The organism is Ferrovibrio sp. (assembly GCF_029255545.1).
Taxonomy (GTDB): domain Bacteria; phylum Pseudomonadota; class Alphaproteobacteria; order Ferrovibrionales; family Ferrovibrionaceae; genus Ferrovibrio.
In genome coordinates this window covers 12,160-27,788 of the sequence record NZ_JANLJJ010000115.1, presented here as the reverse complement: position 1 = coordinate 27,788, position 15,629 = coordinate 12,160, and the positions used below count along the sequence as shown (strand labels likewise).

Sequence of the window (15,629 nt, the reverse complement as noted above, 5' to 3'; positions counted from 1 at the left end):
GTTCAGCGCGGCGGTGGCTCGCGGCGCGGCGGTGCCGGTACGTATTCCACGCTGGGCGTGGTGCGCACCGGCTGCGGATACAGCGCCATCAGGTCGGCTACTTCCGTCGGCAGGTTCGTGCTGACCGGCAGGCCCATGCTGGCGGCCTCGTCGGCGGTGATCGGATAGTCGTGCGTCCATTGCCCCTTGCTGAGCTGGTCGGCCAGCTCGGTGGCCTTGGCCGGGTCCATATGACGGGCCAGCAACTGCTCGGCGGCGCCGCGCAGCTGGCGCGTGGCCTTCTCGCCGATATCGGCCAGAATCACGGTTTGATCGTCGATCCTGGCGATCGGCTTGTCGCGCAGCACCCGGGCCACCGAGGCGGCCGGGAAGCCGCCCACCTGCGGGTCGATCGGCCCCAGCATGGCATCGGGTGCCATCACGATGCTGTCGGCTGCCAGCGCGATCAGGGTGCCGCCAGACATGGCAAGGTGCGGCACGAAGGCCGTCACCGGTCCGCCATGGCGGCGCAGGGCGGCGGCGATCTGGAGGGCGGCAATGGCCAGTCCTCCAGGGGTGTGCAGGATGATGTCGATCGGCATGTCCGCGTCGGTGTCGCGGATCACCCGGATCACGTCTTCGGCGTCGTCGATGTCGATATAGCGCACCAGCGGAAAACCCAGCAGGCGCATGGTTTCCTGCCGGTGCACCAGCGTGATCACCTGACTGCCGCGCAGGCGCTGCAGCTGCATGATCTTGCGGGCACGCATCAGGATCAGGATGCGCTGGCGCAGCATCGGCTGCAGCGCCATGACAATGAAGAAAATCCAGATCAGGTCGCTGATCGACACAGCAGAACTCAGCTCAATTCCGCTTTGACATGCGCCAGGATGTCGGCCTTGTCCGATTTCACCAGGTCCTTGTGAATCTCGGCCGCCACGACCTTGTGCACGGCCTGGCTGAACTCATTCCGCAGGACGCCCAGCATGCGTGGCGGGGCGATGACCACCAGCTGGGCGAACAGCTTTTCCCCGCAGGCATGGTTCAGCCGCTCGGCCACGCTCTTGGCGAATCTGTCCTCGGCCAGTTGGTGCGGATCGTGACGCGGCTCCATCGCAGAGCGCTGGTTGCCGGTGCTGGCGAAGCTGCGGCCGGGTCTGTCGCTTTTCAGGTCGCGGGAGAAGCCATGGGTGTCGGCCGCGGTCATGTCGAAGCCCGACACGGCTTTCAGCGGCCCCGCCAGAGTGGTGATCTCATAAATATGGGCCTGGCTCGCGTCGGTCACCAAAACCCAGGTCGGAATCGGAAGCTGGAACGCCATGATCGTATCTCCTCGCTAGAAGGCATCAGGCTGCCATAATGGCGGCAGAACCGGGTTGATATGCGTCAAAACGACTGGCGGTGAGCGACGATAGCATGCCGGGGAATGGAGGTCAGTAATGCGGGCAATGCTGCTGCAGGCCGTAGGTCGGCCCTTGGTGATGACGGATCTGCCCGAGCCCCAGCCGGGTTCCGGACAGGTGGTCGTACGCGTCCATGCCTGTGGCGTCTGTCGCACCGATCTGCATGTCGTGGATGGCGAATTGCCGGATGCCAAATACCCGCTGGTGCCCGGGCATGAGATCGTCGGTCATGTCATCGCACTCGGCGAGGGAGTAACGGAATATACGATGGGTGACCGCGTCGGCATCCCCTGGCTGGGCTGGAGCTGCGGCACCTGCCGTTTCTGCCTGGCCGGCGAGGAAAATCTCTGCGACCAGGCGCGCTTCACCGGTTATCAGATTGATGGTGGTTATGCCGACCGCGCCGTGGCCGATCAGCGCTACTGCTTCCGCATCCCCGATGGGATCAGCGATGTCGAAGCCGCGCCGCTGCTTTGCGCCGGCCTGATCGGCTATCGCGCCTATCGCATGGCCGGCGCGGCTTCTGCGCTGGGGCTGTATGGCTTCGGCGCCGCAGCGCATATCCTCATCCAGGTGGCGGTGGCGCAAGGCATGCGTGTCCATGCCTTCACGCGGCCGGGCGATGTGGCGGCGCAGGATTTCGCCCGCCGTCTGGGCGCCGCCTGGGCCGGGCCATCGGATGCCGCGCCACCCGAACCGCTGGATGCCGCGATCATTTTCGCTCCGGTCGGCGATCTGGTGCCGGCGGCCCTGAAGGTGGTGCGCAAGGGTGGCCGGGTGATCTGCGCCGGCATCCATATGAGCGACATTCCGGCATTTCCCTATCACCTGCTCTGGGGTGAGCGCATGGTGAAATCGGTCGCCAACCTCACCCGGCAGGATGCCATTGACTTCCTCAACCTTGCGCCGCTGATTCCCGTGCGCACGCATCCGGTGCCCTATCCTCTGGCTGAAGCCAACCGCGCGCTGGATGACCTGCGCGCTGGGCGGCTGCAGGGCGCTGCCGTGCTGGTTACGGATAAGTCCTAGTCGCTGCCTTGCCTCGGCAGGCGGATTGGGGAATCCTCTGCCTTTCGCAACGGGCAGGCCACCTGTCCGGATGCCTGAGGGAGGATTGCCGTGACACATCTGAAACATGCCGACCTGCTGCGGCGCCAGGCCTATATTGATGGCGCCTGGGTGAATGCCGACAGCGGCAAGAGCTTTAAGGTCACCAATCCGGCGGATGACAGCCTGATCGCCGAGGTGCCCGATATGGGGCGATCGGAAACCAGGCGCGCCATCGATGCGGCCCATGCCGCCTGGCCGGCCTGGGCCGCGCTGACCGCCAAGCAGCGCGCCGGCCTGCTGCGCAAGTGGTACGACCTGATCCTGCAGCACCAGGACGATCTCGGCGCGCTGATGACGCTGGAGCAGGGCAAGCCGCTGGCCGAGGCCAAGGGCGAGGTGGTGTATGGCGCCAGCTTTGTCGAATGGTTCGCCGAGGAAGGCCGCCGCATCTATGGCGATGTCATTCCAGGCCATGCCCCCGACAAGCGCATCGTGGTGATCAAGCAGCCGATCGGCGTGGTAGCGGCGATCACGCCGTGGAATTTTCCCGTCGCCATGATCACCCGCAAGGTCGCCCCGGCGCTGGCCGCCGGCTGCCCCGTGGTGGTCAAGCCTGCCGAAGATACGCCGCTCTGCGCTTTGGCCCTGGCCAGGCTGGCCGAGGAGGCTGGCATCCCGAAGGGGGTGTTCAACGTCGTCACCACCATGGATGGGCCGGGCGTGGGCGTGGAACTCACCACGAATCCGAAAGTGCGAAAGGTGTCGTTCACCGGCTCCACCGAGGTCGGCAAGATCCTGATGCGCCAGAGCGCCGATACACTCAAGAAGCTGTCGCTCGAACTGGGTGGTAACGCGCCGTTCATCGTGTTCGACGATGCCGATATCGATGCGGCCATTACCGGCGCGATGATCTCGAAATACCGCAATACCGGCCAGACCTGCGTCTGTGCCAATCGCCTGTTCGTGCAGGACGGCATCTACGATGCCTTCGCCGCGAAGCTGGCCGAGGCGGTGAAAAAGCTGAAAACCGGCCCAGGGTTCAGTGATGGCGTCAACCAGGGCCCGCTGATCAACCAGGATGCGCTGGACAAGGTCGAACGCCTGGTCGGCGATGCCAGGAGCAGGGGCGCGAAGGTGCTGGTCGGCGGCGCGAAGCATGAACTGGGCGGCACCTTCTATCAGCCCAGCGTGATCACCGAGGCCACCACCGCCATGGCCTGCGCGCAGGAGGAAATCTTCGGCCCGGTCGCCGTGCTGTTCCGCTTCAAGGACGAGGCCGAGGCGATCCGGCTCGCCAATGATACGCCCTATGGCCTCGCTGCCTATTTCTACAGCCGCGATATCGGTCGGGTCTGGCGCGTGGCTGAGAAGCTGGAATACGGCATCGTCGGTATCAATGAGGGGTTGATCTCAACGGCTGAAGCGCCGTTCGGCGGCGTCAAGGAGTCCGGCATGGGGCGGGAAGGCTCGAAATACGGCGTCGATAGCTTCGTTGAGATCAAATATCTCTGCTTCGGCGGTGTGTGACGTCCACAGCATTGCGCCATGCCTTGAAGGTATTGGTCGTGCGGTTTGCGACTCTCTATAGTCAGGGCTGAGCCGACGGCGCACAGAATGCCGCGACCAGACCCCGGACCAAGAGGATTGCGATGAGTGAGCGTTGCGATGTGGTGATTATCGGCGGCGGGATTGCCGGCGCCGGCGCGGGTTATGCCCTGGCGCGCGCGGGCAAGAATGTTGTGCTGCTGGAGCGCGAGAGCCAGCCCGGCTACCACACGACCGGCCGGTCGGCGGCTTTGTTCGCCGAGACCTATGGCAACGCGCCGATCCGCGCGCTTACCGTCGCCAGCCGCGATTTCCTGATGAATCCGCCGGCCGGTTTCACCGAGGTGCCGATCCTCACCCCGCGCGGCGCGCTGCACATCGCCAACGAGCAGCAGGCCCCCCATCTGGACGAGGCTTTTGCCGACATGCACAGGCTGGTGCCCAGCGTGCGCCGGCTGACTGCGGCCGAGACCCTGGCGCAGATGCCGGTGGTGCGGCCGGAAGCCGCCACCGGCGGCGCGCTGTTCGAGCCCGACGCGATGGATATCGAGGTGCATGCCCTGCATCGCGGCTTGCTGCGCGGCATGACCACCGCAGGTGGCCGCATGGTGACCGATGCCGAGGTGAAGGGCATCGCCCGCGCCAGCGCCGACTGGCAGGTGGAGACCACGCAGGGCGTTTTCAGCGCCCCGGTGGTGATCAACGCGGCCGGCGCCTGGGCCGATGTGGTGGCCGAGATGGCCGGCGTGACGCCGATCGGCCTGAAGCCGAAGCGCCGCACGGCCGTGACCTTCGACCCGCCGGCTGGCGCCGACATTCATCGCTGGCCGATGGTGATCGATGCCGACGAGGAATATTACTTCAAGCCCGATGCCGGCCGGATTCTGCTGTCGCCCTGCGACGAGACTGATTCCGATCCCTGCGATGCCCAGCCCGACGAGATGGATATCGCCATCGCGGTCGACCGGCTGGAAACCGCGACCACGCTGCAGGTGCGAAGGCTGGCGGCGAAATGGGCCGGCCTGCGCAGTTTTGTCGCCGATCGCACTGTGGTGGCCGGTTTCGATGTCGACGCGCCGGGCTTCTTCTGGCTGGCTGCCCAGGGCGGCTATGGCATCCAGACTTCGGCGGCTATGAGCCGGGTCGCCGGAGCGCTGGCATCGGGTCGGACTTTGCCGCAGGATATCCTCGATCTCGGCGTGACCGAGCAAGATCTGAGCCCCGCCCGATTGCGATGAATGCCCCTTTCGTCCCGGTTAAGCCCCAGTCCACATCCAGTGTCGGCTACAGTGCGTGCCCGCATGACTGCCCGTCCACCTGCGCGCTGGAAATCGACATCGCGCCGGACGGGCGGATCGGCCGGGTGCGGGGCGCGGAGGACAACAGCTACACCGCCGGCGTGATCTGCGCCAAGGTGGCGCGCTACGCCGAGCGCGCCAACCACAAGGAGCGCCTGCTGCAGCCGCTGCTGCGGACCGGCCCGAAAGGCTCGGGGCAGTTCTCGCCGATCTCCTGGGACGAGGCGCTGGATCGCACGGCGGCGGCATTTCTCGCTGCCGAGAAGAAATACGGCAGCGAGACGGTCTGGCCCTATTACTATGCCGGCACCATGGGGCTGGTGCAGCGCGACGGCATCAACCGCCTGCGCCATGCCAAACGCTATTCCGGGCAGCATTCCACCATCTGCGTGACGCTGGCCCGCGCCGGCTACATCGCAGCCACCGGACACTTAAGCGGTCCTGATCCGCGCGAGATGGCGAAAAGCGACTGCGTGGTGATCTGGGGCACCAATGCGGTGCATACCCAGGTCAACGTGATGACCCACGCGATCCGCGCCCGCAAGGAGCGCGGCGCCAGGATCGTGGTGGTCGACGTCTACAACAACGCCACCGCCCAGCAGGCCGACATGGCGCTGATCCTGCGGCCGGGCACCGATGGCGCGCTGGCCTGCGCGGTGATGCATGTGCTGTTCCGCGACGGCTATGCCGACCGCGACTACATGGCGCGTCATACCGACGTGCCGGCCGAGCTGGAAGCGCATCTGAAAACCCGCACGCCGGAATGGGCTTCGGCCATCACCGGTCTGAGCGTGGCCAAGATCGAGGCTTTCGCGCGGCTGCTGGGCGAGACCAAGCGGCATTACATCCGCCTGGGCTATGGCTTTGCGCGCAGCCGCAACGGCGCGGTGAACATGCATGCCGCCACCTGCATCGCCAGCGTGACCGGCTCCTGGCAATACGAAGGCGGCGGCGCCTTCCACAACAATGGCGCCATCTTCCACTGGAACAAGACGCTGATCGACGGGCTGGATGCCGTCGACCCGAATATCCGCATGCTGGACCAGTCGCAGATCGGCCCGGTGCTGACCGGCGACGCGAAGGCGCTGAAGAATGGCCCGCCGGTAACCGCCTTGCTGATCCAGAATACCAACCCGATGGAGGTGGCGCCGGAATCCCTGCTGGTGAAACGGGGCTTCGAACGCGACGACCTGTTTACCTGCGTGCACGAGCAGTTCATGACGGCGACGGCGAAGATGGCCGACATCGTGCTGCCGGCCACCATGTTCACCGAGCATGACGATATCTACCAGGCCGGCGGCCAGCAGCATATCCTGCTCGGACCCAAGCTGGTCGAGGCGCCGGGCGAGGCGCGCGAGAACCATGCTGTGATCTGCGACCTGGCGAAACGCCTGGGCGCCGAGCATCCGGGTTTCCTGATGAGCGCCATCGAGATGGTGGAGGCGACGCTTAAAAATTCGGGCTGGCCCGACGTGGCGACGCTGCGCAGCCAGCGTTGGCATGATTGCCAGCCGGATTTCGAGACGGCGCATTTCCTCGGCGGTTTTGCCTGGCCGGATCGCAAATTCCGCTTCGCGCCCGACTGGGCGGCGATGGGGCCGGATGCGGCCGGCATGCCGCGCCTGCCCGATCACTGGACCAGCATCGAGGAAGCCGATGCCGAGCATCCCTTCCGTCTGGTGACGGCGCCAGCGCGCAATTTCCTCAATACCAGTTTCACCGAAACGCCCAGCTCGGCCAAACGCGAAGCGCGGCCGACGGCTTTCATCCATCCCGACGATGCGGCGGCCCTGCAGATCACGGACGGGCAGCTGGTGACCCTGGGCAACCGGCGCGGTGAAGTGCGGCTGCATGCGAAACTGTATGACGGCGTGCAGCATGGCGTGGTGATCGTGGAAAGCATCTGGCCGCATGCCGCCTTCGTCGACGGCATGGGCATCAATGCACTGACCGGCGCCGATGCGGCCCAGCCCAATGGCGGCGCGGCTTTTCACGACAATGCCGTGTGGCTGCGGGCAGCCTAGCCACGCGGTGGGCTATCTGAATCCGCGCGGCCTAGCCGCGCGGTGGGCGATCCGGGCCCGCGCAGCCGGACAGGACATCGCACAACTGGCAGGCGTGAGAGGTGGAAACGGCGACCAAAAATGGCCTGTTTCTGGCCAACGCATTGATTAGCGGCCGTTTCAGTCGGTCGGAATCGAAACGCGGCGGGCCCAAGCCTAGCCAAACTTCGCCAATTATAGCCAATGATCGCCAATTCCAGCCAATTGTAGCCAAACTTTGTCGATGCCGCGCGTCAGGACGCAATCAAAACGTGTGTCGGATTCACGATGGGCAAGAGCGGCGGGGAAAAGATGGTGAGGCCCGCCGGCCGATCAAGCCGGTATGCTGATTATCGGCAAGGTAATCGCCAGCGCGGCGCATCGGCCACATGTTGTTTCTGCAATCCCAACCTCAGGAGCAAACCATGGACAACGCCGCAGCCAGCAACATCGCCGTCATCGTCGACCGCTATATCGCCATCTGGAACGAAACCGATGCCGCCGTCCGCCGCGGCCTGATCAGCCAGACCATGGCCGAGGATGTGCGGTATCGCGATCCCCTGATGCAGGGGGAAGGGCATGACGGCGTGGATGGCATGATCGCTGCCGTGCAGCAGAAATTTCCCGGCTTCGTGTTCCGCCTGAGCCGCGCGGCCGAGACGGTGGAAGACCGCCTGCGCTTTTCCTGGGAGGCCGGGCCGGATGGGGCGGCTGCCCTGGTGGGCGGCACCGACTTCGCCACGCTGGCCGGCGGGCGGCTGCGGGCGGTGACCGGCTTTATCGATTTCGCGCCGGACGGCCTGGCCTGAGCCGGGCTTACTTGCGCGTCTTCAGCAGATCGACCACGTCGTCGAAGATATAGGCGCCGGTGGCGATCACCGAAGGGTGGCGGTGCCTGTCGGCGCCATAGGCCAGCGGCTCGCCATCGGCGGTGGCCACGCGGCCGCCGGCCTCGCGCACCAGCAGGTCGGCAGCCGCGATGTCCCAGTCGCTTTTTTCGGTCAGGCTGATGGCGGCGTCGTATTTGCCACAGGCGACCAGGGCCATGCGGTAGGCAATGGAGTTGCGATAGGCGAAATCGGCCTTGGCGGTGCGCGCCAGCCAGCCATGCCGCTCGAAGGTGCGGCGGCTGGCCAGGAAGCGGGCCTCCATCAGGCTGGCATGGCCAGATGCGCGGATCACCTTGCCGTTCAGCTTGGCGCCGCCGCCGCAGATGGCTTCGAAGAACTCGTCGCTGGCCGGATTGAAGATCGCCGCCAAGGTCGGCTGGCCATCCTGCAGCAGGGCGACGCAGATGGTGAATTCCGGCTTGCCGTCGATGAAGGCGCGCGTGCCGTCGATCGGGTCAATCACCCATAACTCGGGGCCATTGCCACCCTGGCGGCCGCTTTCCTCGCTGAGCCAGCCATAGGCCGGCCGGGCGCCCAGCAGTTTTTCGCGCAGCAGGGTATCGACGGCGATGTCGGCCTCCGAAACCGGATCGTTGGGTTTCTTGTGCCAGGATTTCACGCCGGAGCGGAAATAGCGCAGGGCCACGGCACCGGCCTCGCGCACCGCGCCGACCAGCAGATCGTGATCCTGTTTCAGCGAAATCGCCATCCGTCCTGTCCTGCTCTATCCTGTTCGCCGCGGCCTAGCGGCCGGCAACGGTCATGCCGTCGATGCGTAAAGTGGGCGCGTCGGTGCCGAAACGGAATTCCAGATCGTTGGCCGGCGTGAGATGCGGGAACATCTCTTTCAGGTTGCCGGCGATGGTGATTTCGGAGACCGGTTCGGCCAGTTGGCCGTCGCGGATCACAAAGCCGGCGGCGCCACGACTGTAATCGCCGGTCACGCCATTCACGCCCATGCCGATCAGCTCGGTCACGTAAAGCCCGTGCCTGATATCGGCCATCAGCTCGGCCGGCGTCAGCTTGCCGGGGTTGAGATAGATATTGGTCGGCGCCGGCGAGGGCGGCGAGGTGGTGCCGCGCGAGGCGTGGCCGGTGCTGGCCATGCCCAGCTGCCGTGCCGTGGCGCAATCAAGCAGCCAGGTGGTCAGCCGGCCGTCCTCGATCAGGGCGCGGGCCTGGCGCGCCACGCCTTCCATGTCGAACCAGCGGGAACGGAAGCCGCGCTTGCGCAGCGGATCGTCGGTGATGGTAATGCCGGGCGCGAATACCATCTGGCCCAGTTTGTCTTTCAGGAACGAGGTGCCGCGCGCCACCGCCGCGCCGTTGATGGCGCCGGCCAGATGGCCGACCAGGCTGGTGGCGACGCGCGGATCAAACAGGATCGGCATCGCGGCGCTTTCCAGCTTGACCGGATTGAGGCGGCGCACCGCGCGCTCGCCGGCCTTGCGGCCGATGCTGGCCGGATCGGGCAGGTCGCTGAAATGGGTCTTGGCCTCGTAATCCCAGTCGCGTTCCATGCCGGTATCCTTGCCGGCGATGGCGGCGGCCGAGATGCTGTGCGAGCCGCTGTAACCGCTGCCGCTGAAGCCGGCGGTGTTGGCATAGGCGACCAGGCCAAAGCCGCGCCCGGCGCTGCCGCCTTCGGAATTGGTGATGCCGGGCACCGCCAATGCGGCGGCTTCGGCGGCCTTGGCGCGTTCCAGCAGTTGCGGCATTTCCAGCTCGACGCCATCGAACAGGTCAAGCTCGACCGGCTGGGTGGCGAGCTGGTTCGGCTCGGGCAGGCCGCAATATTTGTCCTCCGGCGCCGCGCGGGCCATGCTGACGGCGCGCGCCACCAGCTCATGCAGGGCGGCGGGGGCGAAATCAGTGGTGGAGACGCAGGCCTGCTGCCGGCCGACCAGCACGCGCAGGCCGAGATCGCGGCTTTCCGAGGATTCGACATCCTCGGGCTGGCCCAGGCGCACGCCGGCGCTGAGCGAACGGGATTCGTGATAGATCGCGTCGGCGGCATCGGCGCCGGCCTTGCGGGCGGCCTTGATCAGGTCGGCAATCAGGCTTTGCGCTTCCACAGCGCGCTGGCGGGCATCAGACATTTCAGGCTTTTTGAAGTTGGGGGGTCAGCTTTCGGTCTTATCGTCCATTCTATAGGACATATAAGCAACGAAAGCGACAAAACAACCAAGCAGCCAGGCCAGCGGGCGCAGGGGGTCGTGCCAGTCACGCCAGTCTTCGGAACCAGCGCCAGCGATTTTCGCCACCACCTGGGCGGCGAGGTCGAGCGCGATGGCGCCAGCCGCCAGCCCCAGCGCGGCTGAAAACGCCAGATTCCATGCCGCCCGCAACAGGGCATGCGGATGCCACCAGGGCAGGATGTCGCGCTCGGAGGGTTTAGGCGGGCGGAACAGCATCTCAGTGGATCGTCGGCGCCGGCTCGGGCGCGTCGGCCTCGCTGCCCAGCGGCTGGCGCGGCAGGATCCACAACACCATGCGGTCGCGCAGGCCGCGGATCGGCTGCGGCTTCAGCGTGACCATGTCGCGCACGGCGCCGACATCGCCGCGGGTTTCCTCCACCAGCTTGTCGACGAAGGCCTGGCTGAGGCAGAGCTGGGCATTCAGGCTGCGCGTCATCTGCTCCAGCCGGTGCGCCACATTCACGGTCTCGCCGATCAGGGCGAATTCGACGCGGCTCTCGTCGCCGATATTGCCGAGCGTGAGCGGGCCGTAATGGACGCCGACGGCCAGATGCAGCGGCACCTGGCGCAGCAGGGCGCGCTGGCGGTTGAGCTGGTCCATCTCGCGCAGCATGGCGCGGGCGGCCAGCAGGGCGGCAGACGCATCGCGCGGCCCTGATTTCGGCGTACCGAACGAGGCCATGATGCCGTCGCCCAGGTACTTGTCGAGTGTGCCGCTGTTTTCATGCACGGCGCGGCCGAGCCGCTGATGCACCTCGCGCAGGATGGTGACGGTCTGTTCCGGGGTGTGATCATCGGCGATCTGGGTGAACCCGACCAGATCGGCGAACAGCACGACCGCTTCCAGCGATTTGACCTGGCCGACGGCATCGTCCATCTGCTCCAGATGCTCGGCGATATGCGGCGAGAAATGGCGCGACAGGTTTCGCCTGGCCCGTTCGCTTTCCACCTGGCGGGCGATCAGGTGGCGCGACCGCATGACGGCCACCGCCAGCAGGATGCCGATCATGCCGATCAGGACCAGCCGCGGCAGGAATTCGCCCAGCCGCACATTCCATGGATCGAGGAGATAGGCCATGCGCTCGTAGACCGGCATGCCGACGATGTTGTCCATCTTCGCGCCGAGGGTGACGCCCGGCTGCATGGCGATATACAGCGTGCCGGCCGTCCAGGTTACGATGGCGGCCAGCGTGGTGTAGAGCACGGTGCGCGCCGACTGGCCGAGCGCCGAGAGCACGACGAACAGGGCGACATAGAGGATGGTGTCGAAACCCAGCTGCATCGGCGGCGGCAGCGGATTGGGATCGAAGGGGTTGGGCAGCACGATGGCGCCGGTCAGCAGTGCCATGTCGATGAAGGGGAACAGCCAGTGCATCCAGCCTCGGTCGAGGCCTGGGCGGCGCAACAGCATCTGCACATAGGCCGAGAAGGCGAAGGCGCCGAGATAGCCATAGTAATTCAGCGCCAGCGGCCAGCCCATCTCGAGGGTGAGGATGGTGCCGACGATGGCGCAGACACCCAGCCGCAGGCCCAGCGTGAGGCGCAGGGCCTCGTATTCTTCCTCGCGTATCGCGGCGGACAGGCGTTCGCTGGCCGGGTCGGGCAGGCAATCCTGGCCTTTGCCGCAGATCAGATCATGCCATTGCTGCCATAAGCGCATCGCGCCGTCCGTCCCTGTCGGATGTGCAGTCCGGTTCCGCCGCAGATTAGCGGATCGGGCCGGGTCGTACGAGAGGCGGGAAGAGGGCGGTTTGCCGCCACCGTCACATTTGCGGGGGCCAGGCGGGCCCTATTTCCAGATCGGCTTGCCGGGACCGGGCAGGCCGAGTTTCGGCCATTTTTCCGTGACAGTCCGCACCACCTCGGCATCCATGCGGATCTTCTCGCCCCACTCCCGTTTCGTCTCCGGCGGCCATTTGTTGGTGGCATCCAGGCCGATCTTGCTCCCCAAGCCGGATTCCGGCGAGGCGAAGTCGAGATAGTCGATCGGGGTGTTTTCGATCAGGGTGATGTCACGGGCGGGGTCCATGCGGGTCGACATCGCCCAGACCACATCCTTCCAGTCACGCGCATTGATGTCGTCGTCCACCACGATCACCCATTTGGTGTACATGAACTGGCGCAGATACGACCACACGCCCAGCATCACGCGTTTGGCATGGCCGGGATAGGCCTTCTTCATGCTCACCACGGCGACGCGGTAGGAGCAGCCCTCGGGCGGCAGCCAGAAATCGACGATCTCGGGGAATTGCTGGCGGATCAGCGGCACGAACACGTCGTTCAGCGCCTCGCCCAGCACGCTGGGCTCGTCCGGCGGCCGGCCGGTGAAGGTGCTGAGGTAAATCGGGTTGCGCCGCATGGTGATGGCGCTGATGGTGAAGACCGGAAACTGCTCCACCGAATTGTAATAGCCGGTATGGTCGCCATAGGGGCCTTCGTCGCGGTAATCCTCCAGCGACACATGGCCCTCCAGCACGATCTCGGCCTCGGCCGGCACCTTCAGCGGAATGGTCTTGCAGTCGACCAGCTCGACCTTGCGGCCGCGCAGCAAGCCGGCGAACTGGTATTCCGACAACGTATCGGGCACCGGGGTCACGGCGGCCAGGATGGTGCCGGGATCGGCGCCGATCACCACGGCGGCGGGGAAGGGTTCGCGTTTGCCGGCCTGTTTCCAGCGCTGGTGCTGCTGCGCGCCGCCGCGATGCTTCAGCCAGCGCATCAGGGTCTGCGTCTTGTTCAGCACCTGCATGCGGTAGATGCCGAGATTGAAGCGGTCGGTCTTGTCGTTTTTGTCCGGGCCCTGGGTCACCACCAGCGGCCAGGTGATCAGCGGCGCCGGCTCGCCCGGCCAGCAGGTCTGGATCGGCAGGGCGGAAAGGTCGATGTCGTCGCCCTGCAGCACCACCTCATGCACCGGCGCGCTGCCCACGGTTTTCGGCTGCATCGCCATCACGGTTTTCAGCAGCGGCAGCATGTTGAGCGCTTCGCGGAAGCCGCCGGGCGGTTCGGGCTGGCGCAGGAAGGCCAGCGTCTCGCCAACATCCTTCAGTTCGCTGGGCTTGCGGTCCATGCCCAAGGCCACGCGCTCCACCGTGCCGAACAGGTTCACCAGCACGGGGATCTGGCTGGGGCTGCCATCGGCGCGCAGGGGTTTCTCGAACAGCACGGCGGGGCCGCCCTGGCTGAGCAGACGCGTCTGGATCTCGGTCATCTCCAGCACGGTGGAGACCGGCTCGGTCACGCGCACGAGGTTGCCGCTCTGCTCGAGCAGCGCCATGAAATCGCGGAGCGAGGTATAGGGCATGTCAGCGCTTTCCCGGCAGCGAGGTGGCGATATAGAGGCCGGCCAGAACCAGCACGGCACCGACCCAATGGTAGGCCGCGAATTGCTCGCCGAGAAGCGCCCAGGCGAGCACGGCATTATAGACGGGCGAGAGATAAAGGATCAGGCCGGCCTTGGCAGGGCCGAGATGCTTGGTGATATAGGCATGCGCGCCATAGGCCAGCAGGCCGGGCACCAGGATCACGGTGGCGATCACCGCCAGGGTGCGGGGATCGGTGCCGGCCGGGCCGACGGTGATGGTCTCCCAGGCCAGGAAGGGCAGCATCACGATCACGCCGGCAAAGGCGATCGCGGCCAGCCGGGCGTTGATGCTCAGGCTTCCCGGCCAGCGTTTCAGCAGCACGGCATAGGCCGCCCAGGCCATCGCGCAGCCAAGGATCATCAGATCGCCGGGCACGAAGGTCAGGGCGCGCAGCACCGCCCAGTCGGCCTTGGTGACGATGACCAGCGTGCCACCCAATGCCAGCGCGGCGCCGGCCATCTGGCGCTTCGACAACCGGTCGCCGAACATGATGCGGCTGAGCAGGATGATCAGTACGGGCGAGACGGCATAGATCAGGCCGATATTGGTGGCGGTGGTGGTCTTGCCGGCGGCATAGACCACGGCGCCGCAGATGCCCATGCCAAGCGCGCCCAGCACCAGCAGCCGGCCGGCATCCTGCGCCAGGGCGCGGCGCTGGCGCCACAGCTCAGGGCCGCAGACGGGCAGCAGCAGCACGACCACGCCGGTCCAGCGCCACACGGCCAAAGCCACCGGCGGAATGAAATCGGCCGAGTAACGGGCCAGCAGCATGTTGGCGCAGAACAGCGCCGGCGTGATGAAGATCAGGATCTGCGCGATCTGCTGGTCGCGGGCGGGGGAGGCGCTTTGCATCGCGGCGGAGATTAGGCTGCCGCCCGCGGCCTGACCAGAGCTTGACCCCGCCGGGGCAGCGGCTTAAGCCCAGACCATGCGCCGCTTCCCCGTCGAATTCGCCGACCTGCTGACGCCGAAAGGCCAGGCCCTGCTGGCCGGACGGCACCCGGCCGCCGGCGCCCTGGCCAACCCGCGCTGCCGGTTCTTAAGCCTGGACGGCCTGATCGACCGGCGGCAGGCGCTGGCCGCGGCTTTGCTGCTGGAGAAGGCGATGCTGCCGCATCTGCGGCTGCTGGAGGCGCCGATCCCGCCCGAGACGATCTGGGGCCAGACGCGCAATTACGCGGAAACGCTGCCCAAGACGATGCGCCAGCGCACCACGCATCTGGACAATCCGCGCTCCGCCGGTTTCCGCACGGCAAAAGAGATCGGCCTGATCGGCATGCTGCGCTCGGACAGTTACCGGGCTTTCGCGGCCATGCTGGCCGGCCGGCCCCTGAAGGCGAAATACGGCCTGCAGGCAATCGCCTATGGCGCCGGCGATTATGCCGGGCCGCATACCGACCATCATCCGGAAGAGCCCGATGCGGCCCATGGCTATCTGGATGTGCATGTCAGCTTCGTCACGCCGGGGGTGCGCGACCAGTTCCTGGTCTATGCGAAGACCGGCCATTTCACCGAGATGGTGCAGGCGACGAAGTCCGGCCTGGTCACGGCCTATCGCCTGCCATTCTGGCATTACACCACGCCGCTGCGGGCGAAAGCGGGACGGGAAGAAACGGCGCGGCGCTGGCTGCTGCTCGGCACGTTTCTCTTTAAGGATCAGGGCGCGAGATAACCCTTTTTCGGCGCCGGGCCCAGCGTGCCGCCGGCGGCCTTCACGGCACGGATATAGGCGGTTTCCGACTTGTAGGGGCCGAATTTGTTGAAGTCGTCGGGCGTGCAGGGCGTGAGAACGCCACCAGAGCCGGGCTTGATCTTGAAATAGCCGCCGTCGCGGTGGATCAGCGGGATGATCTTCTTCT

The 15,629-nt window shown here is 66.0% G+C and carries 15 protein-coding genes; 6 read left to right on the top strand and 9 right to left on the bottom strand.

Features of this window, described 5'->3' with window-relative positions:
* Positions 1 to 2 precede the first annotated feature (2 nt).
* Together Q1J79_RS20540 and Q1J79_RS20535 are read right to left on the bottom strand one after the other, a co-directional pair.
* Positions 3 to 830, bottom strand: coding sequence for a hypothetical protein (locus Q1J79_RS20540; protein WP_300304487.1), 828 nt, complete (start codon positions 828 to 830; stop codon positions 3 to 5).
* Between the two features lie 8 nt (positions 831 to 838).
* Positions 839 to 1,300, bottom strand: a complete 462-nt coding sequence (locus tag Q1J79_RS20535; RefSeq protein WP_300304484.1) for a host attachment protein — start codon at positions 1,298 to 1,300, stop codon at positions 839 to 841.
* Positions 1,301 to 1,418: 118 nt separating this feature from the next.
* On the opposite strand from Q1J79_RS20535, the gene Q1J79_RS20530 reads away from it, so the two are divergent.
* The 5 genes from Q1J79_RS20530 (at position 1,419) to Q1J79_RS20510 (ending at position 8,126) form a co-directional block, all read left to right on the top strand.
* Positions 1,419 to 2,411 carry a zinc-dependent alcohol dehydrogenase family protein gene (locus Q1J79_RS20530; protein WP_300304481.1) on the top strand — a complete coding sequence of 331 codons (993 nt, stop codon included), beginning with the start codon at positions 1,419 to 1,421 and terminating at the stop codon, positions 2,409 to 2,411.
* Positions 2,412 to 2,501: 90 nt separating this feature from the next.
* The gene (locus Q1J79_RS20525; RefSeq protein ID WP_300304478.1) at positions 2,502 to 3,959 is read left to right on the top strand and encodes an NAD-dependent succinate-semialdehyde dehydrogenase; all 1,458 of its coding nucleotides are present in this window, start codon (positions 2,502 to 2,504) and stop codon (positions 3,957 to 3,959) included.
* A gap of 122 nt (positions 3,960 to 4,081) precedes the next feature.
* The gene (locus Q1J79_RS20520; protein WP_300304475.1) at positions 4,082 to 5,215 is read left to right on the top strand and encodes an FAD-binding oxidoreductase; all 1,134 of its coding nucleotides are present in this window, start codon (positions 4,082 to 4,084) and stop codon (positions 5,213 to 5,215) included.
* Complete coding sequence (locus Q1J79_RS20515) at positions 5,212 to 7,299, top strand: molybdopterin oxidoreductase family protein (protein ID WP_300304472.1); 2,088 nt, start codon at positions 5,212 to 5,214, stop codon at positions 7,297 to 7,299. Before Q1J79_RS20520 ends, Q1J79_RS20515 begins: the two co-directional genes overlap by 4 nt.
* Before the next feature lie 443 nt (positions 7,300 to 7,742).
* Positions 7,743 to 8,126, top strand: coding sequence for a nuclear transport factor 2 family protein (locus Q1J79_RS20510; RefSeq protein WP_300304469.1), 384 nt, complete (start codon positions 7,743 to 7,745; stop codon positions 8,124 to 8,126).
* Between the two features lie 7 nt (positions 8,127 to 8,133).
* Here the strand turns inward: Q1J79_RS20510 and Q1J79_RS20505 are convergent, their stop codons facing one another.
* The 6 genes from Q1J79_RS20505 to Q1J79_RS20480 all read right to left on the bottom strand — a co-directional run bounded on the left by Q1J79_RS20505 (position 8,134) and on the right by Q1J79_RS20480 (position 14,622).
* On the bottom strand, positions 8,134 to 8,916 hold the full coding sequence (locus Q1J79_RS20505) for a 3'(2'),5'-bisphosphate nucleotidase CysQ (RefSeq protein WP_300304466.1): 783 nt from the start codon (positions 8,914 to 8,916) through the stop codon (positions 8,134 to 8,136).
* Between the two features lie 34 nt (positions 8,917 to 8,950).
* Complete coding sequence (locus tag Q1J79_RS20500; RefSeq protein WP_300304463.1) at positions 8,951 to 10,306, bottom strand: TldD/PmbA family protein; 1,356 nt, start codon at positions 10,304 to 10,306, stop codon at positions 8,951 to 8,953.
* 24 nt (positions 10,307 to 10,330) lie between these two features.
* Entirely contained in the window at positions 10,331 to 10,621 is a 291-nt protein-coding gene (locus tag Q1J79_RS20495) for a hypothetical protein (protein WP_300304460.1), read from the bottom strand.
* Between the two features lies 1 nt (position 10,622).
* The gene (locus Q1J79_RS20490) at positions 10,623 to 12,065 is read right to left on the bottom strand and encodes an adenylate/guanylate cyclase domain-containing protein (RefSeq protein ID WP_300304457.1); all 1,443 of its coding nucleotides are present in this window, start codon (positions 12,063 to 12,065) and stop codon (positions 10,623 to 10,625) included.
* Between the two features lie 129 nt (positions 12,066 to 12,194).
* The gene (locus Q1J79_RS20485; RefSeq protein WP_300304454.1) at positions 12,195 to 13,709 is read right to left on the bottom strand and encodes a UbiD family decarboxylase; all 1,515 of its coding nucleotides are present in this window, start codon (positions 13,707 to 13,709) and stop codon (positions 12,195 to 12,197) included.
* Between the two features lies 1 nt (position 13,710).
* Entirely contained in the window at positions 13,711 to 14,622 is a 912-nt protein-coding gene (locus Q1J79_RS20480) for a DMT family transporter (RefSeq protein ID WP_300304451.1), read from the bottom strand.
* 76 nt (positions 14,623 to 14,698) lie between these two features.
* Here Q1J79_RS20480 and Q1J79_RS20475 point away from each other — a divergent pair, with 76 nt between their 5' ends.
* Entirely contained in the window at positions 14,699 to 15,442 is a 744-nt protein-coding gene (locus tag Q1J79_RS20475; RefSeq protein ID WP_300304448.1) for a hypothetical protein, read from the top strand.
* Here the strand turns inward: Q1J79_RS20475 and Q1J79_RS20470 are convergent.
* On the bottom strand, positions 15,427 to 15,629 hold a 203-nt coding region (locus Q1J79_RS20470; protein WP_300304445.1), incomplete at its 5' end, for a hypothetical protein. The genes Q1J79_RS20475 and Q1J79_RS20470 overlap by 16 nt on opposite strands.